This is a genomic window from Agrobacterium sp. CNPSo 2736, from assembly GCF_004005385.1.
GTDB classification, from domain to species: Bacteria; Pseudomonadota; Alphaproteobacteria; order Rhizobiales; family Rhizobiaceae; genus Agrobacterium; species Agrobacterium leguminum.
In genome coordinates this window covers 830,373-853,711 of record NZ_RZTX01000001.1, presented here as the reverse complement: position 1 = coordinate 853,711, position 23,339 = coordinate 830,373, and the positions used below count along the sequence as shown (strand labels likewise).

22 protein-coding genes are annotated in these 23,339 nt (G+C 60.1%); 11 read left to right on the top strand and 11 right to left on the bottom strand.

Going from position 1 to position 23,339, the window contains the following annotated elements; translation table 11 throughout:
* Window positions 1–60 precede the first annotated feature (60 nt).
* On the bottom strand, window positions 61–699 hold the full coding sequence (locus EM858_RS03870) for a 2-dehydro-3-deoxy-phosphogluconate aldolase (protein ID WP_077984065.1): 639 nt from the start codon (window positions 697–699) through the stop codon (window positions 61–63).
* Window positions 700–870: 171 nt separating this feature from the next.
* On the opposite strand from EM858_RS03870, the gene EM858_RS03865 reads away from it, so the two are divergent.
* The 3 genes from EM858_RS03865 (at window position 871) to EM858_RS03855 (ending at window position 3,488) form a co-directional block, all read left to right on the top strand.
* Complete coding sequence (locus EM858_RS03865; RefSeq protein ID WP_065655372.1) at window positions 871–1,359, top strand: CYTH domain-containing protein; 489 nt, start codon at window positions 871–873, stop codon at window positions 1,357–1,359.
* Window positions 1,343–2,251 carry a CHAD domain-containing protein gene (locus EM858_RS03860; protein WP_127755865.1) on the top strand — a complete coding sequence of 303 codons (909 nt, stop codon included), beginning with the start codon at window positions 1,343–1,345 and terminating at the stop codon, window positions 2,249–2,251. The genes EM858_RS03865 and EM858_RS03860 overlap by 17 nt, the downstream gene beginning before the upstream one ends.
* Before the next feature lie 292 nt (window positions 2,252–2,543).
* Complete coding sequence (locus EM858_RS03855; RefSeq protein WP_127755864.1) at window positions 2,544–3,488, top strand: rhodanese-related sulfurtransferase; 945 nt, start codon at window positions 2,544–2,546, stop codon at window positions 3,486–3,488.
* A 225-nt stretch (window positions 3,489–3,713) separates the two neighbouring features.
* On the opposite strand, the gene EM858_RS03850 is transcribed toward EM858_RS03855, so the two are convergent.
* The 7 genes from EM858_RS03850 to EM858_RS03820 all read right to left on the bottom strand — a co-directional run bounded on the left by EM858_RS03850 (window position 3,714) and on the right by EM858_RS03820 (window position 11,425).
* Window positions 3,714–5,957 carry an EAL domain-containing protein gene (locus EM858_RS03850; protein WP_164865296.1) on the bottom strand — a complete coding sequence of 748 codons (2,244 nt, stop codon included), beginning with the start codon at window positions 5,955–5,957 and terminating at the stop codon, window positions 3,714–3,716.
* 195 nt (window positions 5,958–6,152) lie between these two features.
* Complete coding sequence (locus EM858_RS03845; RefSeq protein WP_004433407.1) at window positions 6,153–6,932, bottom strand: MetQ/NlpA family ABC transporter substrate-binding protein; 780 nt, start codon at window positions 6,930–6,932, stop codon at window positions 6,153–6,155.
* Between the two features lie 32 nt (window positions 6,933–6,964).
* A complete protein-coding gene (locus EM858_RS03840) occupies window positions 6,965–7,633 on the bottom strand; it encodes a methionine ABC transporter permease (RefSeq protein ID WP_127755862.1) in 669 nt (222 codons plus the stop codon).
* A complete protein-coding gene (locus EM858_RS03835) occupies window positions 7,623–8,663 on the bottom strand; it encodes a methionine ABC transporter ATP-binding protein (protein ID WP_127755861.1) in 1,041 nt (346 codons plus the stop codon). The genes EM858_RS03840 and EM858_RS03835 overlap by 11 nt, the downstream gene beginning before the upstream one ends.
* Before the next feature lie 203 nt (window positions 8,664–8,866).
* Complete coding sequence (locus EM858_RS03830) at window positions 8,867–9,154, bottom strand: hypothetical protein (RefSeq protein ID WP_127755860.1); 288 nt, start codon at window positions 9,152–9,154, stop codon at window positions 8,867–8,869.
* Window positions 9,132–9,761 (bottom strand): NAD(P)H-dependent oxidoreductase, encoded by a 630-nt coding sequence (locus EM858_RS03825; RefSeq protein WP_127755859.1) that lies wholly within the window; start codon window positions 9,759–9,761, stop codon window positions 9,132–9,134. The genes EM858_RS03830 and EM858_RS03825 overlap by 23 nt, the downstream gene beginning before the upstream one ends.
* A 305-nt stretch (window positions 9,762–10,066) precedes the next feature.
* Window positions 10,067–11,425, bottom strand: coding sequence for an amidase (locus tag EM858_RS03820; RefSeq protein WP_127755858.1), 1,359 nt, complete (start codon window positions 11,423–11,425; stop codon window positions 10,067–10,069).
* Between the two features lie 343 nt (window positions 11,426–11,768).
* On the opposite strand from EM858_RS03820, the gene EM858_RS03815 reads away from it, so the two are divergent.
* The 3 genes from EM858_RS03815 (at window position 11,769) to EM858_RS03805 (ending at window position 15,986) form a co-directional block, all read left to right on the top strand.
* Window positions 11,769–14,087, top strand: a complete 2,319-nt coding sequence (locus EM858_RS03815; RefSeq protein WP_080819094.1) for an EAL domain-containing protein — start codon at window positions 11,769–11,771, stop codon at window positions 14,085–14,087.
* 30 nt (window positions 14,088–14,117) lie between these two features.
* On the top strand, window positions 14,118–15,011 hold the full coding sequence (locus EM858_RS03810) for an amino acid ABC transporter substrate-binding protein (RefSeq protein WP_020809472.1): 894 nt from the start codon (window positions 14,118–14,120) through the stop codon (window positions 15,009–15,011).
* Window positions 15,012–15,083: 72 nt separating this feature from the next.
* Window positions 15,084–15,986 carry an amino acid ABC transporter substrate-binding protein gene (locus tag EM858_RS03805; RefSeq protein WP_127755857.1) on the top strand — a complete coding sequence of 301 codons (903 nt, stop codon included), beginning with the start codon at window positions 15,084–15,086 and terminating at the stop codon, window positions 15,984–15,986.
* Window positions 15,987–16,027: 41 nt separating this feature from the next.
* Here EM858_RS03805 and minE read toward each other — a convergent pair whose 3' ends face one another.
* From minE to minC, 3 genes are read right to left on the bottom strand one after another with little or no spacing between them, the layout of a single operon-like run.
* On the bottom strand, window positions 16,028–16,288 hold the full coding sequence (gene minE / locus EM858_RS03800; protein ID WP_020809474.1) for a cell division topological specificity factor MinE: 261 nt from the start codon (window positions 16,286–16,288) through the stop codon (window positions 16,028–16,030).
* Window positions 16,285–17,100, bottom strand: coding sequence for a septum site-determining protein MinD (gene minD, locus EM858_RS03795; RefSeq protein ID WP_003506498.1), 816 nt, complete (start codon window positions 17,098–17,100; stop codon window positions 16,285–16,287). The genes minE and minD overlap by 4 nt, the downstream gene beginning before the upstream one ends.
* 34 nt (window positions 17,101–17,134) lie before the next feature.
* A complete protein-coding gene (minC, locus tag EM858_RS03790; protein WP_164865295.1) occupies window positions 17,135–17,863 on the bottom strand; it encodes a septum site-determining protein MinC in 729 nt (242 codons plus the stop codon).
* A gap of 407 nt (window positions 17,864–18,270) precedes the next feature.
* Between minC and EM858_RS03785 the strand changes: the two genes are divergently transcribed.
* The 5 genes from EM858_RS03785 to EM858_RS03765 all read left to right on the top strand — a co-directional run bounded on the left by EM858_RS03785 (window position 18,271) and on the right by EM858_RS03765 (window position 23,146).
* Complete coding sequence (locus EM858_RS03785) at window positions 18,271–18,957, top strand: HAD family hydrolase (RefSeq protein WP_127755856.1); 687 nt, start codon at window positions 18,271–18,273, stop codon at window positions 18,955–18,957.
* Between the two features lie 390 nt (window positions 18,958–19,347).
* Window positions 19,348–20,064, top strand: coding sequence for a FadR/GntR family transcriptional regulator (locus EM858_RS03780; protein WP_127755855.1), 717 nt, complete (start codon window positions 19,348–19,350; stop codon window positions 20,062–20,064).
* 63 nt (window positions 20,065–20,127) lie between these two features.
* Entirely contained in the window at window positions 20,128–21,102 is a 975-nt protein-coding gene (locus tag EM858_RS03775) for a sialic acid TRAP transporter substrate-binding protein SiaP (RefSeq protein WP_003519848.1), read from the top strand.
* Window positions 21,103–21,162: 60 nt separating this feature from the next.
* A complete protein-coding gene (locus tag EM858_RS03770; RefSeq protein ID WP_080819100.1) occupies window positions 21,163–21,735 on the top strand; it encodes a TRAP transporter small permease in 573 nt (190 codons plus the stop codon).
* 4 nt (window positions 21,736–21,739) lie between these two features.
* A complete protein-coding gene (locus tag EM858_RS03765; protein ID WP_003519850.1) occupies window positions 21,740–23,146 on the top strand; it encodes a TRAP transporter large permease in 1,407 nt (468 codons plus the stop codon).
* Window positions 23,147–23,339: the final 193 nt, after the last annotated feature.

Sequence of the window (23,339 nt, the reverse complement as noted above, 5' to 3'; positions counted from 1 at the left end):
GGCCGAATACAAATGTCAAACCCGCTCACGCCTTCGTGAACGGGTTTGACAGAATGCAAATCAGGCGCGCAGTGCGGCGGCTTCGGCGGCGAGCCTGGTGATGCCCGCCCAGTCACCCGTCGCTACCAGTTCGCGCGGGGCAACCCAGGAACCGCCGACGCAGACGACGTTCGGCAGGGAGAGATAGTCATTGGCGTTCTTGAGCGACACGCTGCCGGTCGGGCAGAAGACCGTGCCGGCGAGCGGCGAGGACAGCGCCTTGAGATAAGGCGCGCCGCCAGCCTGTTCAGCGGGGAAGAACTTCAGCACCTTGTAACCCTCGTCGCGCAGCGCCATGACTTCGCTTGCGGTGGCCGCACCCGGAAGCAGCGGCACTTTGGAACCGCGCGCGGCTTCCAGCACGCTTTTATTGATGCCGGGGCTGACGATGAAGGTGGAGCCGGCTTCCGCCGCCGCTTCGAAATCCTTGGCGTTGAGAATGGTGCCGGCGCCGACATTCGCGCCCTCCACTTCCGCCGCAACCGCGCGGATGGCATCGAGCGCCGCCGGTGTGCGCATGGTGATCTCGATCGCCTTCAGGCCGCCTGCGACCAAAGCGCGCGCAAGCGGCACGGCGGAAGCGGCATCATCCACGATCAGCACCGGCACGACCGGCTGGAGCTTGAGGATGGAGAGCAGTTTTTCGGAGTCCTGGGCCAAGATGAGCCTCCCTTGCGCAATTGAAACGATTGAAATTCCGTCTACCGATTAGCCTGCCTCGGCTTTCATGTCGAGGCGCGCCAGCCGCATTTTTATCCAGATACTTCAATCAATTCGCTTCATCACACTATCATATTGCGATAATCTGGCGCCCCAGTTTGCGGAGACAGCATGGCCAAGGAAATTGAACGGAAGTTTCTTGTTGCAGGCGGTGAATGGCGCAATGAGGTCACGCATAGCATGGCTTTCCGGCAGGCATATGTCGCCTCGATGGAAAACCGCTCGGTCCGCGTCAGGATCGTCGACCAGCGCGATGCGACCCTGACCATCAAGATCGGCGCGAGCGCGCTTGTCCGCGACGAATATGAATATTCCATACCCCTCAAGGACGCCGAGGAGCTGATGGCGAGCGCACCGGGCGTGGTGATCGAAAAAACCCGTCACACCGTCGATCATGGCGGCTTCACCTGGGAAGTGGATGTTTTCGAAGGGAAATATCACGGGCTGGTGGTGGCGGAAGTGGAAATGAACGACGAGAATGCGGATCCCGATCTGCCGTCCTGGCTGGGCCGGGAAGTCACCGGAGACAAGCGCTTCTCCAACCAGTCGCTCGCCATGGACTGTCCGAACGGAGACTTGCCGGATGCCCTTCAGAATTGATCCGAAAAAGCCCTTCGATAACGAAATCCGTCGGGCCGGGCTGGAGCTGATCGACGATACGGTCACGATCCTTCGCGACCAGCCGTCCGGATCGCACGAGGCCGTGCACGACGCCCGCAAGCGGTTCAAGCGGCTGCGCGCCCTCTATCGCCTCATCCGCAAGGCGGCGCCGGATTTCGGCCGCGAGGAAAACGCCCGTATTCGCGATATCGCCCGCTCCCTCGCCTTTGCGCGGGACGCCACGGCGCTGGTGGAGACGGCGGAATATCTCGAGGCCTTCGCCCGCTCGGACGCGCAGGGCGAAGCGCTGCGGTCGATCACCGCGATGCTGCGCGCGCGCCGCGACGACGCGATAGAACATGAGGCGGGTCTCGACGAGGCCATTGCCGCCGCCATTGCCGGCTGCGGGGAAGCGCGCAGGAAGCTTGAGGACCTGTCGCTACCGGATGCTTTGAAAGACACCGCCCGGCTGCTCAGAAGCGCCTGGGCGAAACAGCGAAAAAGGGCGCGCAAGGCGCTCACCGATTGCCACGAGCAGGCCGACGTCGAGCATTTCCATGAATTGCGCAAGTCCGGGCAGGCCTATTGGATGCATCTTGGCCTGATGCGCCGGCTCTGGCCCTCCGCCATGCGCGCCAAGCGGGCCGATACCAAGCGGCTGGTGGATATTCTCGGCCACGAGCACGATCTCTCGGTCCTCGCCGCCGTCGCCGACCGCGAGCCGGACCGTTTCGGCAATGGCGAGCGGCTGGCCCTGCTGCTCGATGCCATCATCGAGCGGCAGCAGGCGTTGCGCACGGAAGGCCTTGCGCTGGCGAACGAGGTGTTTTCCGAGTCCGCCCGCACCGAAAGCCGCATCGTCGGCCTGTTGTGGCGGCAGGCGGCCAAGTAGGCCAAACGCCACTTTCGGCGCTCACCCACCTCCGTCATTCCGGCCTTGAGCCGGAATCCAGCCAGCCCAAGTCCTTGGGCTGAAAAGACTCATCCCGCCGCGCAGACGCGCGTCGGCTGGATTCCGGCTCAAGGCCGGAATGACGGAGGCGGCAATGCAACACCCTGTTGCCTGCACACGGCAGCAGGAGTGACAGGAAGCCCGCAAACCCTCCCGATTTGACGATTTTCAAAATACCCGGAACCGCTGATAAATATTGCTTTGCGGCCGCCGTCGCTGTATTTCAGCGCCCATGACCGACACGACCATTCTCCCCCGCCCGGAAGTCTCTGGTGATTTCCTTGTGGCCGCGCTTTATCATTTCGCCCGCCTGCCGCGGTTCGAGAGCCTGCGCGAGCCGTTATTCGCGCTCTGCCAGGAAAACGGCGTCAAGGGCACGCTGCTGCTTGCCGCCGAAGGCATCAACGGCACCATTGCCGGGCCGGATGCGGGTATTCACGCCGTGCTCTCCTTTCTGCGCGCCCAGCCGGAATTTGCGGCACTGGAGCACAAGGAAAGCCGCGCTTCGCACATGCCTTTCGTGCGGCTGAAGGTGAAGCTCAAGAAAGAGATCGTCACCATGGGCGTGCCGGATATCGATCCGAACCGCATCGTCGGCACCTATGTCGAGGCGCGCGACTGGAACGAGCTGATCTCCGATCCGGATACGATCGTCATCGACACCCGCAACGATTACGAGACCGCCATCGGTATCTTCAAGGGCGCGGTCGATCCGCAGACGAAAACCTTCCGCGAGTTTCCCGACTGGGTGAAGAACAATCCCGGCCTGCACAACAAGCCGAAGATCGCCATGTATTGCACCGGCGGCATTCGCTGCGAAAAGGCCACCGCCTTCATGAAGGAACAGGGTTTCGACGAGGTCTATCACCTCAAGGGCGGCATCCTGAAATATCTGGAAGAAGTGCCGGAAGAAGAGAGCCTGTGGGAAGGCGCCTGCTTCGTGTTCGATGAGCGCGTCTCGGTGGTGCACGGCCTTGCCGAAGGCGACCACCAGCTCTGCCACGCCTGCCGCAACCCGATCACGCCGGAAGTGCGCCTGTCCCCCAAATTCGAGGAAGGCGTGTCCTGCCCGAGCTGCTACGAAGACCGCAGCGAAGAGGACCGCCAGCGCTTCCGCGACCGGCAGCAGCAGATCGAACTGGCAAAGAAGCGCGGCGAACGGCATCTGGGGCGGTAAGCCGGGTCGGCTATCGGCATTCAGAGTAGGATTTCGATTGAGCGGCTCCCGCGTATTTCTTCTCTCCGCCGGGGAGAAGTCGGCGGCAGCGGGATGAGGGGGCAAGCTCTCCGAAATCCGGCAGCGTGGCCCCCTCATCCGACCCTTCGGGCCACCTTCTCCCCGGCGGGGAGAAGAAATGGGCCGCACCTTCAGGTGATCAAGAATGGGTGGAAGTAATCAGCCTCACGCCCCTGCCCGCAACGCAAAAAGCGGCGCATCCTGCCCGTCCAGCATGGCGGTGATCTCTTCCGCCGCGACCGGTTTCGAGAACAGGTAACCCTGCAATTCATCGCAGCCGCACAGATGCAGGATGGCCGCCTGCTCTTCCGTCTCCACGCCTTCGGCCGTCACCGGAATATCGAGCGACTTTGCCAACGCCACGGTGGCCTGCAGCATTTCCAGCGACCGGCCGCCCTTGTCGAGCGCCATGATCAGCGAACGGTCGATCTTCATGCGGTCGAAACCGAAGCGGCGCAGATAACCGACGCTGGCGAAGCCGGCGCCGAAATCGTCGAGCGCTATATGCAGGCCAAGCTGTTTCAGCTTGTCGATGGCCGCACTCGCCCGTTCCGGATGCTGGATGAAATAACCTTCCGTCATTTCCAGCCGCAGCCTTTCGGGCGGCGTCTGCGTCGCGTCGAGAATATCGGCCACATGGCCGGAAAAGGCCGGATTGCGGAACTGCACGGGAGAGATATTCACCGAGAGCTTGATGGACGGCCATTGCTGCGCCGTCTCGCAGGCCTTGTGCAGGACGAGAAGGCCGAGCCGGTCGATAAGGCCGCTGGTTTCGGCAGCGGCGATGAAGATATCCGGCGGGACGAAGCCATATCCCGGCCGCTGCCAGCGGGCCAGCGCCTCCACCCCGGTAATACAGCGCGTGGCGGCGCTGACGACCGGCTGATAGACCACCTGTATTTCGTCGTTCAGAATTGCGGAGCGAAGATCGGCTTCGAGCTGCAGCTTTTCCTCGCGCAGCGCATCCATCTTCAGCTCATAGGAAACGTAACGCCCGCGCCCGTTCTCCTTGGCCTGATACATGGCCATATCGGCACGCCGCAGCAGCTCCTCGCCATTTATGTCGCCGGCACGGGAAACCGAGGTGCCGATGCTGCAACCGATGCTCGCCACCCTTTCACCGATGCTGAAAGGCTCGGTAAAGAGTTCGAGAAGCGCCAGACACAGTTTGCGGCCTTCGGCCCAGACGTCGTTGCCCTGAATGGCGATGGCGAATTCGTCGCCGCCGAGCCGCGCCAGCACCGCGCCTTCCGGCACCAGCACCCTGAGCGCCGCGGCCACGCCCTTGATCAGCCGGTCGCCGGCGGCGTGGCCGTAGGAATCGTTGATTTCCTTGAAACCGTCGAGATCGAGATAGAGCAGCTTGATATCCGTCTTGTCATGGCGGCCCCTGTCGACCATGCGGTTAAGCCTGGCGAAAAGCCCGGCGCGGTTGCTGAGCCCGCTCAGCCGGTCGCGCAGCGCCTCCTCCCGCGCCGCCGCCTCATCCGCCTTCAGGCGGTCGAGCGTGGCCGAACCGATGATGAGCAGCACCAGAAAAAACGTGCCGGCAATGCCAAGCGCGGTAAAGACGACCGGCCGAGCCTCATGAAAGCTGATGTCTCCCGGCAGGTGCGAGCGCCAGACGAGCCGGGCCAGCACCTCCCCCAGCGGATTGACGATATCCACATGGTTGGCGGCAAGCCCGTCGCCATATTGCAGTTCCAGACCGTCGATGACGTAATTGCGGGCAAGCTTGTCCACCGTCGCCTGCTTGAGATGACGGGCGAAAACCAGGTAACGCCGCTCCGCACCGACCGGCGGCAGCGCCCCGGACTTCATCCGCACGAGCGCAACCCCCGCGGCGGCGATACCATCGCCGGTCTTGACGAAGCCGGTCATCTGCGAGGTGATGCCCGGACGCATGGAACGCACGCGCTCGATCATTTCCCTCAGGCCGCCGGCAAAATAGGCGTCCGGCTTCCATGCCACCGGCTTGCCGTCCTGATAGGCCATGCGGACCTTGCCGTCCTCATCGATGACCACGGCCGTATCGAAGAGATCGTTATTGACCGTCATCTCGCCATAATTGCTCGCCACCCAGTCGAAACGATCAGGAGCATAGACATATTCGGCGGCGTCGTCCCAGGCGGCGTAGTCGTTCAGCGTCGCGCCGAGCTGTTCGCGAAAGGTGACGAGGGCGCCCGCCGTCGTCTCGCGCGAACGGGCATTGTCGAGCAGGTTGGCCTTTTCCCGGACCTGGCTCAAGGCGGATAAAACCAGCGCGGTGACGATGAGAAGCACCAGCGCGAAGGTGGACAAGACAACGCCCACGGCGGTTCTGCGCCCGACCGGCAAATAGTCCCCAATGTTGCGCGGCGCAATCCGCATAAAATCCCCTTCGAAAGCATCATCTTCCGAAGGAAACATTCAAAAGCGGTTAAGCCGCATTGTGGCCCCGCCCCAAAAAACTACGGGTATAAAACGACAGTCTGGCGGAGGCGCTGAAAAATCCTTCCCTGAAATGCACGGGGTTTTTCATGGAAGGTGGATTTGCACACGCCTTCAAAAGAAAAACCTCCCCCGCGAACGGGAGAGGTCGTGACTTTTCAGTGCCGGAGCGGCTTACCAGGACGGGATGACCGTGCCGTTGTACTTTTCCAGAATGAATGCCTTCACTTCCGGGCTCTGGTAGGATTCAACCAGCGTCTTCACCCATGGCTTGTCCTTGTCCTGCGCACGAACGGCGATGACGTTCGCGTAAGGGGACTTTTCGCTTTCGATGGCGATGGCGTCCTTCTTCGGGTTCAGGCCGGCAGCCGTCGCATAGTTGGTGTTGATGACCGAAGCGTCGGTATCGTCAAGCGAGCGCGGCAGCTGGGCGGCGTCGAGTTCGACGATCTGGATGTTCTTCGGGTTTTCGGTGATGTCGGCAGGCGTTACCTTGAGGCCGGCCTCTTCCTTGACCTTGAGCACGCCCTTGGAAGCGAGAACCAGCAGCGCGCGGCCGCCATTGGTCGGGTCGTTCGGAATGCCGACGGTTGCGCCGTCCTTCAACTCGTCGAGGTTCTTCACCTTCTTCGAATAAACGCCCATCGGGGTGGTGATGGTGGTGCCGACGCTGACGAGATCGAACTTGCGGTCAGCGATCTGGTTGTCGAGGTAAGGCTGGTGCTGGAAGGAGTTGGCCTGCAGCTCGCCATCGGCCAGCGCCTGGTTCGGCACGACATAGTCGGAGAATTCGACGATATCGATATCGAGACCCTTGGCGGCCGCGATCTTCTTCACCTGCTCCATGATCTGCGCGTGTTCGGCGGGGGTTACGCCGATCTTGATCGTCTCTGCCAGCGCCTGACCGGCGGTGAAGAGAGCGGCGAGCGAGGCCGCGAGAATGAGTTTCTTCATGGTGTCTCCTTGGGTTGTTATTATAAACGCAGTTAATTCTTCCGGGTCCGCTTGTCGAAGCTGCGGGCCAGCCTGTCGCCGGCGCTCTGCACCAGCTGCACCAGCACGATGAGCACCAGAACCACGACCAGCATCACATCCGGCATGAAGCGCTGGTAACCGTAGCGGATGCCGAGATCGCCCAGCCCGCCGCCGCCGACCGCGCCGACCATGGCCGAATAACCGATGAGGCTGACCAGCGTGAGCGTGAGCGCCAGCGTGATGCCGGGCTTCGCCTCGGCCAGAAGCACCTTGGTCACGATCTGCAGCGGCGTGGCGCCCATGGCACGGGCGGCCTCGATCAGGCCCTTGTCCACCTCGCGGATCGCCGCTTCCACCAGCCTTGCGATGAAGGGCACGGTCGCGACCGTCAGCGGCACGATGGCCGCGCTGGTGCCGATGGAGGTGCCGGCGACGAGGCGGGTGAAAGGAATGATCGCCACCACCAGAATGATGAAGGGCGTGGAGCGCGCGGCATTCACGACGAGGCCGAGAATCCGGTTGGTAATCGGCGCCGGAAACAGCTCGCCCTTGCCGCTGGTGGCAAGGAAAACACCCATGGGCACGCCGATCAGCGAGCCGACGATGCCGGCAACGGCGACCATGTGCAGCGTCTGCAACAGGCCCTTGGAAAGAAGGCTGAACAGCATATCAGGCGACATAACCGAGCACCTCCGTGTGAAGACCGGTCTCAGCATAAAAGCGATTGGCGCGGGCGGTGACATCCGCCGAAGCCGGATAGGAGACGACCAGCGAGCCGAAGGGCTGGCCGGAAATTTCCTCGATGGTGCCGGCAAGGATGTTCACGTCCGGGCCGATTTCGGCGACGAGGCGCGCCGTCAGCGGCTGGAAGGCCGTCTCGCCGAAGAACACCAGACGCACCAGAACACGGTCGCCTTCCGTCGCCTGCGGTTTCAGGCCCGAAGTGACCCAGTGCGGCAGCTTCACGCCGACCGAGGACGACAGCAGGCTGCGGGTCGTCTCGTGTTTCGGCGCGGTGAAGATATCGAAGGTCGTGCCTTCCTCGACGATCAGGCCCCTGTCGATGACAGCCACCTGCGAGGCGATGGTCTTCACCACCTCCATCTCGTGGGTGATGAGCAGCACGGTGAGCCCCAGCTCGGCATTGATGCGCTTCAGCAGTTCGAGAATGGATTGCGTCGTTTCCGGATCGAGCGCGGATGTCGCCTCGTCGGAAAGGAGCAGCTTCGGCTGGGTGGCGAGCGCGCGGGCAATGCCGACACGCTGCTTCTGGCCGCCGGAGAGTTCCGCCGGATAACGCTTCGCCTTGTCCGAAAGGCCGACGAGATCGAGCAGCGGCGCGACCCGCGTTTCGATCTCCTTCTTGCCCATGCCGGCGATTTCGAGCGGCAGGGCCACATTGTCGAAAGCGGTGCGCGAGGACAACAGATTGAAGTGCTGGAAGATCATGCCGACGGAACGGCGCAGCGTGCGCAGGCTCTTCTCATCGAGCGCTGCGACATCGACGCCATCGACGACCACGCGGCCGGTCGAGGGCTTTTCAAGGCCGTTGGCGAGGCGGATGAGCGTGGACTTGCCCGCACCGGAGCGGCCGATGATGCCGGTGATGGAGCCTTTCGGCACGACATAGTCGATACCGGCAAGGGCTGCGAAGCCCGGCTTGCCGCCCGTGCCGCCAAAGGTCTTGGTCACGCCTTCAAACGTGACCATAGGCTCCTTTGCCGACCCTTCAGGGACCGCCTGTTCTTGGCGCGCGGGGGATGCCGCGCTGGATGGAAAACTCATTGTAAACTCTGGGAATGCGTGACGGATCGGGTCTCAAAAAATCCTGTTGCGGTGCTGAACCGCTCTCTTCATGCAGCCTTCGGGCACATTCGATGACAGCTGATTTTCCGGGTCATTTCGTCAGGCTTTCACTCAGAAATGCCGGGGATCGGCAATTCGATGGCGCATACTTGCCCGCACACGCCACCTTTTAACAGGGATGTTTTTTCAATTATCTGAAAAGAGAGAAAAAATCTACCGCAAAGCCGCGTATGCAGCCCTGCGGCAGTCTGGAGCATTTTCGCGTTCTTCGAATCGCGAAAATGCTCCAGCTCTTTGTGTGCCGCATTTCCGGACGGAAAACCGGATTCCACTTTTCCTGGAAATGCTTTAGCTTTTGCGAGCGGCGTAAAATCAGACGCGGCTGACGAATTCATCGGCCGGGCGGCGCACCTTCTTCAGGCTCACCAGCCAGTCGCCTTCCGGCTGGCGATAACCGAGCGGCAGGATGGTGACGGAGCGCAGGCCCTTTTCACGCAGGCCGAGGATTTCATCGAGCTTGGCAGGATCGAAACCTTCCATCGGAGTCGAATCCACACCCTCAAAGGCAGCCTGGGCCACGGCCATACCGAAGCCGATATAGGCCTGACGGGCGGCGTGCTCGAAATTCACCTGCTGATCGCGCTGCGGATAAGTGGAAAGCAGCATCTGGCGATAGGCTTCCCAGCCTTCATTCTTGATGCCGCGTTCTTCGTTGACCAGATCGAACATATGGTTGATCCGCTCTTCGGTGTAGTTGTCCCATGCCGCAAACACCAGCAGATGCGAGCCGTCTGTCACCTGCGCCTGGTTCCAGGCGATTTCGCGGATTTTGGCGCGCACTTCGGGATCGGTGACGACGATCACCTCGAAGGGCTGAAGACCGCTGGAGGTGGGGGCAAGCCGCGCCGCCTCGACAATGCGCTCGACCTTGTCTTCCGACACGGCCTTGGAAGGATCCATTTTCTTGGTGGCGTAACGCCAGTTGAGTTTTTCGATAAGCATGTTCGTTTTCCCTGGGAGGACCAACCCGCCCTGCCCCTTAAACGCCAGAACGGGTGCTACGCCTTCGTAGCCCGTCTGACATAGGAGGCGGGACGGCGCGCGCAAGCAGGCACCGCGGGGTAACCGATAAAAAAGTTTGGAAAACTGATAATAAGGGGGGAGAACTTTATTGCGTGACCGCCGTGCATCGTCTCAACCGAGGATCTAATCACGTTGAATAAGCAGAGAGCAGATCCTTGGAACAGGCCCGAGGATGACGAAGGATATTTTTACGTTGCCGACAACCCGAGGGGGATGAATCTCCCTCAACCCCGAACGATTTCTTCCGCCGTCATCGCCACGCTGAGAACATGATCGTCCGTGCCGTGCAGGCCGGAAAGCAGCAGGCCGACCGGCATGCCCGCATCGCCCGTTCCACACGGGATCGAAACACCGCAGAGATCGAAAAAATTGCCGATCTGGGTGTTGCGCAGGGTTTTCGCATTCATGGCGAAAAAGGCATCGTCACTTTCGAGAAGCGGCGCGACCTTGGCCGCGACATGCGGCAATGTCGGCGATACCAGCAGTTCCTGCCTGCCAATCATGCCGGAAAATGCCGCCGTCATGTGTTCGCGCGCCTCGATGATGGCGATATAGTCAGGCATGGAAATATTCGCGCCAAGCTTCGTTCGTGCCACCACGCGCGGATCCATGCGCGCGGCGTCGGCACCTTCCAGCCGGGTCTTGTGCAGGGCGAAGGCTTCCGCCGTCACCAGCGCGCCCTTTTCCCTCATAAGATCGAACAGTTCCGAAAAAATCGGGAATGCCTGCCGCCGCACCGAGGCGCCGGCGCGGACGAGACGTTCCACCGCTTGCTCGAAAGCGGCTGCGACGCCATCCTCGATGCCATCGAAAAAGACCGTTTCCGGCACCACCACCGACAGGCCGGAAAGAGACGCGCGCGTGAGATCGGCAGCGGCCTTGCCGCGCATGGCGGCATCCACCCAGACAGCGTCCTTCACGGTATGCGTGAGCGGGCCGAGCGAATCGAGGCTCTTCGCCAAGGGATAAACGCCGCGCATCGAATAACGGCCACGGCTTGCCTTGTAACCCACCACGCCGTTGAAGGCGGCGGGAATACGCACCGATCCGCCGGTATCGGTACCTATCGCCACCGGCACCAGACCGGCAGCGACCGCGACGCCCGCACCCGACGAAGAGCCTCCCGGCAGGCGGTGACCATCCATAGAAGCAGGATTGCGTGGCGTACCGTAATGCGGATTGATGCCGAGACCGGAAAACGCGAACTCGCTCATATTGGTGCGGCCGATGCAGATCATGCCCGCCTGTTTCAGCAACGTCACCACATCCGCGTCGCGAGACGCAGGCTTATCGTTGGCAAGCACCGTCGACCCCGCCGTGGTCGCCATGCCTTCAAGGTCAAAGAGGTCCTTCCAGGCCACCGGAATACCATCGAGCACACCACAGGAGCGGCCATCGCCAATGCGTTTTGCCGCGGCTTCCGCCTCCGACATCGCCCGCGCTGCCGTCAACTCGATAAAAATAGCGTGATCGTCCTCTCTGCCGACCGCGTCCAGTGTCTCTTCTACCAGGGCACGCGGATCGAGATGGCCGCTCTGGAGGAGAACGGAAAGCTGCGCGATGTTTTTGCCTTTATGAGCCATGATATCTTCCCTGAAAACGGCATGTTACGCGCAAGATGCCGTTTATCGGCCAGTTGGCAAGGCCAATCGCCGCGTTATCGATGACCGGCATGCTGGATCGGAAAACATGGCAGAAATAGCAGAATTTTAGAGTTTATCCTTGACGGCTCACCTCCAACCTCCGATTTTTTCAACCTGAGGTGCAGGGACGTCATCTCTTATATAAGCTACGACTATAAAAAGACGGATTAATTCTTAATCGCATCTAAACTTTGTTGAATTATTTAGCAGACAGCATTGAAACGCATGCCCTATAAAATTCCATAAAACAATTATAACGCGACATCGCGGGGGACTATCGCGAATGGAAGAGACTGCCTATCGCGGGACGGATAGACAGGTTGAACCGGGCCACACGCTTCGCTCACCAACGCAGCCGGAAACAGGCCGGTTTTCGCGACGGCGCTCGCTCGCCAGCAAGATAACCCTGATATTCCTCGGCGGCGTGATCTTTTCCTACAGCGTCGGCGCGCTTGTCGGCTGGTATATGTTCGTCGCCGCGGCCAGCGAGCAATGGCTCAATCAGGCCCGCGTCAATTCGCAGATCGCCAGCGCCACGCTTCGCAGCATCTATACCTATGTCAGCGTCACAGCCGATGCCGACGGGCAGGTCAACGGCATATTGACCGACAAGCCCATCGGCGACGACGAATCCATTCTCGTTACCGGCTTCAACCCCAGCGACGTTCTCGCGCTTATCGGCGCACAGACCAAGAATGCCGTCTGGCTTTTCCGTTATGACGAGGCGGATTCCGGCTTCCGGCAGATCGCGGCAGCTTTCGACAACGCCACCGATGACGGTGAAAAGCCGCTCGCTACCGATCCCATCTTTTCCCGGGATGCGGTCGCCGCGCGTTTTTCCACCGGTTTTGCGACCATCGGCGAATCCAGCCACTATATCGGCCTGCTGCCGATCATCAGCACGGAAACGAAGAAACCCATCGGCGCGGTCGCCGTCAGCATTGGCGGCTCGGACGCGCTTTATGGCGCGCAGCGCAAGCTCATCTATAATTCGCTTGCCGCCCTGATCGTGGTCTTGACCGTTACCGGCGTGCTGGTGACCGTCATCGCCCGGCATTTCCTGAAACCGGTCCCGGCGCTGGTGCAGGCGACGCTTCGGATCGCCCGCGAGGAAACGGATGTCGCCACGCCGTTTCAGGAGCGGCGAGACGAGATCGGCGACATGGCCACCGCTATTGAGACGTTGCGCGAGGCGGTTCTGGAACGCGGACGCCTGCGGCAGATACGCGATATGGCGCAGCAGCTGGAACATATGGCCCATCACGATGCACTGACCGGACTTCCAAACCGCGTGCTGCTGATGAAGACGCTCGAAAACCGTCTCGAACAGCTTGCCGCGTCAGGCCAGCCATTCAATGTCATGCTGCTCGATCTGGACCGCTTCAAGGCCGTCAACGACACACTCGGACACGCCGCCGGCGATGCCCTGCTTGTGGCGGTGGCCTCGCGGATTTCCGCCGTGCTTGGTGAAAACGACATGGTGAGCCGTCTCGGCGGCGACGAATTCGCCATCATACAATCGGCAAACGGCGACTGCGAGAGCGACGCGGCGATGCTGGCCGCGCGGGTGGTGCATGCCGTCTCGCGCAGTTTCAGTCTCGAAGGCAGCGATATCAGCATCGACACCAGCATCGGCATCGCCTGCGCGCCGGGCCACGGCACATCTGCAACGCAGCTTCTGCAACATGCCGATCTCGGTCTTTACCGGGCGAAATCCATGGGCTGCGGCTATTTCGTCTTTTATGAGCCCGGCATGGACATGGCAGCGCAGCACAAGCATGCGCTGGAAATAGACATGAAATCCGCGCTCGAAAACCAGGAATTCGAGCTGCACTACCAGCCGGTTGTCAATCTGCAGAGCGGTCGCATCGTCGCTTATGAAGCGCTGGCCCGCTGGCGGCACAGCAAGCTTGGCCTCATCGCACCGGACCGCTTCATCGCGCTTGCCGAAGAAAACAACTTCATCAAGCCGTTGGGCGAGTGGGTTCTGGCGCAGGCCTGCAGGGATGCGATGACATGGCCGAAGGATATCAGGCTCGCCGTCAATCTATCCGCCGTTCAGCTCAGCAATGACGACATCGTCCCGATCGTGGACCGGGCGCTTGAAACATCCGGCTTCCCGGCGGAACGGCTTGAACTGGAAGTGACGGAAACGGTCATGCTGGAGCGCGATAACAGCGCCCGAGCCCTGAAACTGCTGAAGGAAAGGGGCGTTCGCCTCGCGCTTGACGATTTCGGCACCGGTTATGCGGGGCTCAGCACGCTCACCCATGTCGCCTTCGACAAGATCAAGATCGACCGGGAATTCGTCTCCGGCCTGCCGTCCAATCCCATGTGTTCCGCCATCGTCAACACCGTCATCGACATGGCTGAACAGATCGGTCTTAAGGTAACCGCCGAGGGCGTTGAAAACAGGGAGCAGGTCGAAGCGCTCAAGCTTTCCGGCTGCGACGAAGCGCAGGGCTATTATTTTGCCGAGCCCGCGCCGCTTGCCCGCATTCTCAAGAACCGCGCCGTCATCGCTCCAATTGCGAAGGATGAATTCGGCGATATCGGTAGACCGACACAGGAAACCTATTGCCCACCGCAAAAAGCCATTTGAGAAACCGGCCGCCGGCCTAGAGGACATAAAATGCGTCTTTCAGTATTTTGCCTTTTCCTCACATGTCTTGCTCCCATCACGCCTCTCCAGGCTGCCGGCGAAGGCGACACACTTCAGCAGATCGCCAAAACCGCAAAGATCCGCATCGGCTATCGCGAAGCCGAACCGCCCTTTTCCTATCAATTGCCGAATGGGGAGGTCACCGGTTTCTCGACCGATCTTTGTCGGGCAATCAGCGAAGATATTCGCAGGAAACTGAAGCTCGACAGGATCGAACTCGAATACGTCAAGGCGACACCCGCGACCCGCTTTATTCTTGTCCGCGGCGGCCAGATCGACATTGAATGCGCGGCCACGACCAATAATAGCGAACGCCGCAAGATCGTGGATTTCTCCTATCCCAATTTCATGACCGCAACGCAGTTTCTCTCTCGCAAGCAGGACAATCTGAAAAGCCTTGCCGATCTCGCCGGGCGGTCCGTCACATCCGCCTCCGGCACCGTCAATATCGAGCAGCTCAATGCCGTGAACCGGGCGAAAAACCTCAATATCTCTGTGATGCCGACGAAAACCAATGAGGAGGCCTTCGAACTCGTGGTTTCCGGCAAGGCCTCCGCCTTTGTCATGGATGGCATATTGCTCGCGGCGCTCGCGGCGACGTCAGAGAATCCGGACCTCTATGCGCTTTCTGAGGAAACGCTGAGCGCCCCCGAACCCTATGGCCTGGTTTTCCGGCGCAACGACCCCGGTTTCAAGGCGGCGGTCAATGAAAGCCTTCGGCATATTTTCACCGGGCCGGTCATTCATGGCCTTTATGAAAAATGGTTCACCAAGCCCATTCCCCCAAACGGCATGAACCTGAACCTGCCGATGGCCGCCTCTCTGAAACAGGCATACGAACATCCGAGCGAATACCAGGACTGAGAGCGCAAGGCGCCAACCCGTATCGATTTTCATGAAAATGTTTTGACGGATTATTTTGGCTGGAGATGCGCGATGCAGAGATCGACATTATGGCTTATGCTCGTTTTTTCAAGTCTTCTGCCCACCCGGGCGGTGAGCGAGGATGCCCAACCGCCGACACTTGAAACCATTGCCAGAACCGGCACCATCAAGCTCGGTTATGCCGATCGCAATATTCCCTTTTCCTATCTCGGCACCGGGCCGGAGCCTATCGGCTACAGCATCGAGCTATGCCTGAGAGTGGCGGATTCCATCAAGAAAAAGCTCGGCCTGCCGGAACTGAAGGTCGAGTTCGTCAAGCGCACACCCAGCAACCGCATCATGCTTCTCAATGACGGCACGATGGACATGGAATGCGTGGCGAGCACGAATACCGAGGAGCGGCGCAAGGCCGTGTGGTTCTCCTACAGCCACTTCATCACCGGCACCCGTTATGTGGCGCTGAAATCGAGCGGCCTGAACACCGTCGCCGATCTCGCCGGGCGAACGGTGGTGGTGACGACGGGAACCATCAACATCACCCAACTCAATGTGCTCAATCGCAAACTGGGGCTGAACGTCGCGGTTCTGCAAAATGACAGCACCGAGGGCAGTTTCGACATGGTGACGGAAAACCGTGCCTCCGCCTTCGTCATGGACGATATACTTCTGCGATCCTTCGTTGCCGAGACCGGCAAGCCGGAAGACTACGTCATCTCCGATGAATATCTCGCCCCGCCACAGCCCTATGGCCTGATGCTCCGCCATGGCGATACCGGCTTCCGCGACGCCGTTAACGAGGCGCTCGGCCAAATCTATGAGAGCGGCGAAATCGAGAAAATCTACGACAAATGGTTCAATGCGCCTATCCCGCCGAACGGCATCAACCTGAAGCGTCCGCTGCCCGGCGATCTGGCCGAGGCGTTTCGAAAACCCGTCGATACGACAGCAGAATGAAAACGCCGCCCGGTGATGGGCGGCGTTTTACGAGACGTATCTTACGCGGCGCGCAGATCGGCACCCAGAGGAATCTCGACATCGATCTCCAGAATGGAGACATGCTCGTCGCGATCCATCTTCACATGCACCCGATCATTGTCGATCTGCACATGCTTGGCGATGACGCCGAGAATTTCTTCCCTGAGGATGGCGACCAGATCGGAGCCCGAGGATGCCCTTTCGTGGGCGAGCAGCACCTGCAGGCGTTCGCGCGCAAGCGGTGCCGACTTCTGTTTGCGGAAAAGACTGAAGATGCTCATGCAGCCCTCCTTGCGAAGATCTTGGAGAAGATGCCACGCTTCTCACCCGGAATGACCACCGGAATATCCTCGCCGGACAGGCGGCGGGCGGCGTCGAAATAGGCCATGGCCGGCGCGCAGCGGGCATCCGCCAGCGTGACCGGTGCGCCGACGTTCGACGCCCGCAGCACATCCGTGCTTTCGGGAATGATGCCGAGCAGCGGAATGGAGAGAATTTCCAGAACGTCGTCGACCTTCAGCATGTCGCCACGCTCGGCGCGGGAAGCGTCGTAACGCGTCAGAAGCAGATGCTTCTCCATACGCTCGCCGCGTTCGGCCTTCAGCGTCTTGGAATCCAGCAGACCGATGATGCGGTCGCTGTCACGCACCGAGGAGACTTCCGGATTGGTGACGACGACGGCCACATCCGCATGGCGCATAGCCAGCGTCGCGCCGCGTTCGATACCGGCGGGGCTGTCGCAGATCACCCAGTCGAAGTGTTTCTTCAGCTCGTTGATGACCCATTCGACACCTTCCGGCGTCAGATTGTCCTTGTCGCGCGTCTGCGAGGCAGGCAGAAGGAACAGCGTCTCGAGGCGCTTGTCGCGGATCAGCGCCTGCGTCAGCTTGGCGTCGCCCTGAATGACGTTGACGAGATCGTAAACCACGCGGCGTTCAGCACCCATGACGAGATCGAGGTTGCGCAGGCCGACATCGAAATCGACGACCACGACCTTCTCCTTGTTCTGCGCCAGTGCGGCGCCAAGCGCTGCGGTCGAGGTGGTCTTTCCCACCCCGCCCTTGCCGGAAGTTACAACGACTACCTTCCCCATATGGCTCTCCTGTTCCTGTGTTGTTTCTCTGTTATCAGCCAAGCTTTGCGGCCTTGATCGTATCGTTTTCCAGCCAGAGCTGAACGGGCTGGCCGCGCAGCTTGTCGTCAATGTCCTCGGCCACCTTGTAGACGCCGTCGATGGCCAGAAGCTCCGCTTCGAGCTTGCGGCAGAAGATGCGCGCCGAGACATTTCCAAGCGAACCGGCCATGGCGCGACCGCGCAGGGCACCGTAAATATGCACCGAACCGCCGGCGATGATTTCCGCCCCCGAGGCGACAGAACCGATGACAGTCACGTCACCCTCGGGAAACATGATCGACTGGCCGGAGCGAACCGGCTCGTTGATGACCAGCGACGGCACCACGGCCCTGACCTCACCGGCAGCGCGCGGCTTTTCCTCCGGCAGTTCGGCGGCGATGGCGACCGGCTCAACCTCGACATCGGAAGCGGGCTTTCCGCCCTTCAGCGACGGCGGCATGCCCGGCTCGATCATCGAGGGGCGAACGCCCTCGATACCCATGATGCCGACATTGCGCTCCCTCAGCGCCGCCAGCAGCTCCTTCAGCCCCGCCTTGTCGAGCGACAGCTCCGACACATCCAGAACCACCGGACGCGACAGGAAAAAGCCCGCCGAACGGGCGGCGAGATCATCGAGCCTTTCCAGCCATTGATCGACCGGAGATTCGGGAGACAGGACGACTGCGAGGAAGGAGCGGCCTTTGATACGGATCGAACGCTGGTCTGTTAGCACTTTGGTCATCTTGGTAAACAAATCGTTGACAATTAGGTACCTCGAATATGGTTAACAAATGGTTAACGCCGCCCCTGAAGCGGCGGATTCGTTAAGAAAATTCCGCTCCGAAAAACTTCATGCGAAACATTCAAAATCCATCATTACCTTTTGATTTAACGCGTTTCCGGCACTTGTGAAAACTCACGATAGCAGCTCATCCTTGCTGCAACCTGACGCCCGGCATCGCGAGATGGGCACGCCTTCTCCCCTACCCCAACCCGGCGAGTCGCGGAACATGCGAACGTCCGATTGCGGGACAATATCCGCCTTCGGCCAGATGACCGCATTATGCCTTCAAGGTGGAAAAGCGATTCCGTTATCTCCGCCGATGCTGTAGAGACAGGCGGTCCCCACAGCTTCAACGGAAGAATGAGATGCACAGCAAAGTCCCGCCGCAGAACCAGATATTTTCGCAAGACTATGCGGCCTTCCTGTTCGACATGGATGGAACATTGCTCAACTCGATTGCGGTGGTGGAGCGGGTCTGGCGCGAATGGGCCGTGGACAACGGCATAGAGCCGAACGCTTTCCTGCAGCGCATCCACGGCATGCGCGCGTCGGAAGTGGTGCGCCGCGAGGCCGTTCCCGGTCTCGATGTCGCGGAACAGGCGGCGATGCTGCTGCAGAAGGAAATGGACGATGTCGACGGCATCCTCCAGATTCCCGAAGCTGCGGCATTTCTCGAAAAATTGCCGGCCGGCAAATGGGCCATCGTCACCTCCGCCGCCCGCGCGCTCGCCGAACGCCGGCTGGCGGCCGCAGGCCTCACCCCGCCTCCGGTGATGATCTGCGCCGAGGACGTGGTGAACGGCAAGCCTGATCCGGAAGGATATAAAAAGGCGGCGGAAAAGCTCGGCGTCGCGCCTGAAAACTGCGTCGTCTTCGAGGACGCCCCCGCCGGCATTCAGGCCGGGGAAAGCATGGGCGCAACCGTGGTCGTCATCAACGCCACCCACTCCCATCTCATCGAAACGCCGCATCTTTCCATAGGCGGATATGGTGAGCTGGATGTTGTCATCGGTGAGAACGGCGCTCTGAGGCTCGCGGGCAATAGAGGCTGAGAAGCCGAACTTTCTATCGGCTAACAAGCCAACACATCCGACGTCATCCTCGGGCCTGTCCCGAGGATCTAACCACCTATCGTAAAACTGACCGGTAGCAGATGCTCGGAACAAGCCCGAGCGTGACGGAGGCAAGGTTTGCGAACTTTACCATCCTCTTATGCACAAAGATTCAGGCTGGCTGAATGCCCACACCAAGCCGGAATGACGGGAGTGATAAAAGCCCCGGAATAAGACAACGCCCGACCTGCTGAATCGCCTCAAACTCCTCCCCCACACTTTTCCACCAGCGGCCAATTGACAGCACCGCATAAATGCGTCCTAATAAAATTGGTAAGACCATCTTACCGCTTGCGCGATCGGGGGAGACTTTCGCGCTGGGAGGATATCATGTTTGTGGCTCTGGAGCCGCGCCGCCTTTACCGGCTGGTTGCGGAACAAATTCGTTTGCTCATCGAAAGCGGGGAACTGACCGAAGGCCAGCGCCTGCCGGCGGAACGGGACCTTGCCGAACGCTTCGGCGTATCCCGCCCGACGGTTCGCGAAGCGCTGATCGTTCTGGAAGTGGAAGGCCATATCCATATCCGCATGGGTTCGGGCGTCTATGTCAGCGCGGCCGGCAAGCAGGCCAAGGAAAAGCCGCCGCTGCCGGATGCGCATGGTCCGTTCGAAATCCTGCAGGCGCGCTGCATCATTGAAAGTGCGATTGCGGAAGAAGCCGCAAGGCTCGCCACACCGGAATGCATCGTAAAGCTCGACGACATCATCGAACGCATGGCCGGCGCGCTCGACAATTCACCGCAGGCGCTCAATCTCGACCGCGCCTTCCACACCGCCATTGCCGATATCATCGGCAATTCGGCGCTCAACCGCTTTACCGGCCTGATCTACGACGAGCGCAGCCTTTCGCCCTATTTCGAGAAGCTCGCCAGCTATTTCGAGGGGCCGCATACCTGGATCCTCGCCGTGCAGGAACACCGGGTGATCCGCGACGCCATTGCCGCGAACGATCCGGAAGGCGCCCGCGAGGCGATGCGGCAGCATCTGACGCTGTCGCAGAAGAGATTTTCCGAAAGTTTCGGGGAGGAAACGATCGGGGAAGAGTGACCGTCGCCGCAACCGGCAACGGAAAAAACAGCACATCTGGCTTTAATTCGGGAGGAGTTAAGAATGAAAATCAGATTGTCGACTTTGATGGGTGCAACAGCCGCCATCCTGCTTTCCGCCCTGGCGGCGCAGGCACAGACCACACTGAAATGGGCACATGTCTACGAGACCTCCGAACCTTTTCATACGGATTCGGTCTGGGCGGCGGAAGAGATCGCCAAGCGCACCGACGGCCGCTACAAGGTGGATGTTTTCCCCGCCTCGCAGCTTGGCAAGGAAGCCGATATCAACCAGGGCCTGAAAATCGGCACCGTTGACATCATCATTTCCGGCTCGAGCTTTGCCGCCCGTGACTTCAAGCCGATCGGCGTCACCTATTTTCCTTACATCTTCCGCGATCCGAGCCATCTGATCGCCTATACCAAGAGCGATATCTTCAAGCGTCTCGCCAAGGGTTATGAAGACAAGACCGGCAATCACATCGCCGCCGTCAGCTATTACGGTACGCGTCACACCACGTCGAACAAGCCGATTGCCGCCTGCGCCGACATGGCGGGCCTGAAGATGCGCGTTCCTGACGTTCCGGCCTATCTCGCCATGCCGCGTGCCTGCGGCGCCAACACCACCCCGATTGCCTTTGCGGAAGTCTATCTGGCGCTCCAGAACGGCACGGTCGACGCCCAGGAAAACCCGCTGACCACCATCGAGGCGAAAAAGTTCTTCGAAGTGCAGAAGAACATCGTCCTGACCGGCCACATCGTCGACCACCTCAACACGGTGATTTCGAAGAACCTGTGGTCGCAGCTCTCCGATGAAGACAAGAAAATCTTCACCGAAGTCATGCAGCAGGCCGCCGAGCGCACCACCAAGACCATCGAAGGCCGCGAAAAAAGCCTCGTCGAAGACTTCAAGAAGCGCGGCCTCACCGTCGCCGAGGTCGACAAGGCCGACTTCGAGAAGAACGTCCTCGAAAAAGTGAAGTTCGAAGACTTCGGTTACGACAAGGCCGACTGGGAAGCCATTCGCGCCGTCAAGTGAGCCAAGATCCGGTGCGGCCCCGTTGCCGCACCGCCCTTTCTCTCCAGACGGGATATCTCAATGTCGCAGGAAATCCATACTCAGGTCACGCCTGAGGAACTCGCCCATACGTTCGACGAGGCGCCGCCGGAGGTCGATCTCAAGGTCTATTCATTCGAAGACTGGGTTACGCTCGGCCTCTTCTGGCTGATGACGGGCTGCGTGTTCCTTCAGTTCTTCACCCGCTACGTGCTCAACGACAGCTATGCCTGGACGGAAGAAATCGCCGTCAACTGCCTGATAGGCGTCGTCTTTTTAGGTTCGGTCATGTGCGTGCGCATGTCGCGTCACATCCAGGTGGACGTGCTTTACCATTACGTTCCGCCGCAGTTGGCCCGCATCATGTCGATCCTTGTCGATGTGCTGCGCATCCTCTTTTTCGCCTACACCTCTTGGCTGATGTGGCGATATATGGAAATCGTCGCGGATGAGGAGATGGTCACCGTCGCCCTTCCCCGCAGCATCGTTTTCTATACGGTTCTGGCCGCTTTCGTTCTGATGTTCTTCCGCTCGGTGCAGGTCTTCATCGCCAATATGCAGCGTGGTTATTCCGTTCTGGAACGGCCCGAAGAATTCCAGAGCGCGGGAGATTGATCATATGCTGCTTCTTATCGGCTCATTTCTTCTCCTGATGCTGATCGGCCTGCCGGTCGCTATTTCCATGGCCTCGGCCTCCTTGCTCTACATCGTGTTTTACAACGTCGCGCCTGATATCATCGCGGCGCAGCGCCTGATCGCGGGTGTGGAAAGCTTTCCGCTTCTGGCCGTTCCCTTCTTCATCCTTGCCGGCAACCTGATGAACACGGCGGGGGTTACGGGACGCATCTATTCCTTCGCCGTCGCGCTCGTCGGCTGGATGAAGGGCGGTCTCGCACAGGTCAACATCATCGGCTCGGTGATCTTTTCCGGCATGTCCGGCACGGCGCTGGCCGATGCGGCCGGTATCGGCACCATCGAAATCAAGGCCATGAAGGATCACGGTTATCCGGTCGAAGCGGCCGTCGGCGTCACCGCCGCTTCCGCAACGCTCGGGCCGATCTTCCCGCCGTCGCTGCCCTTCGTCATCTACGGCATGATGGCGAATGTCTCCATCGGCGCACTGTTCATGGCCGGCATCGTTCCGGGCGTCGTCATGACGCTGTTGATGATGATCACGGTTGCGGTCTTCGCCTATATCAAGGGCTGGGGCTCCGACACGCCATTCAGCCTCAGAACCATCTTCGGCGCATCGATAGAAGTCTTCGTGGTGATGATGGTGCCGCTCGGCATCTATATCCTCACGGCATTCGGCCTGTCGCTCAACCTGTCGATCCTGATCGTGCTGGTCATCCTGCTCGCCTGCGACTGGTATTTCGACTTCTCCGCCGTGATGGCGCTGATGACGCCTGTCATCCTGATCGGCGGCATGACCATGGGCTGGTTCACGCCAACGGAAGCCGCCGTTGCCGCTGTTCTGTGGTCGCTGTTCCTCGGCCTTGTCCGTTATCGGACGATGACCTTCAAGACGCTGGCAAAATCGACCTTCGACACCATCGAAACGACCGCTTCGGTACTCTTCATCGTCGCGGCAGCCTCCGTCTTTGCATGGCTGCTGACCGTCAGTCAGGCCGCACAGCTTCTGTCGGCGGCGATCCTGACGATCACCGACAGCAAGTGGATTTTCCTCGTGCTGGTCAATTTGCTGATGCTGTTCGTCGGCTGCTTCCTCGATACGATTGCGGCGATTACCATCCTCGTGCCGATCCTGTTGCCGCTGGTGCTGCAATTCAATATCGACCCGGTGCATTTCGGCCTGATCATCACGCTCAACCTGATGATAGGGCTGCTGCACCCGCCGCTCGGCATGGTGCTGTTCGTGCTCTCGCGCGTGGCGAAACTCTCCGTCGAACGCACCACCATCGCCATCCTGCCGTGGCTGGTGCCGCTGTTCGTGGCGCTGCTGCTGATCACCTTCATTCCGGCAATCACCTTGTGGCTGCCGACCGAAATGGGCCTGATCCGCTAAGACAAACATCCACACCCGCGCGGTCGCCACCGCGCGGGTTTCAACACAGTACACGATGGTTGAAAATCATTGACGATTCCGCGTGTGGCTCACCCCCTCTGTCCTGCCGGACATCTCCCCCTCAAGGGGGGAGATCAGCAAGACGCTTTCTCGCCACTTCATTCTCGACCGTCGAGAGGTGCGAGACATCGCC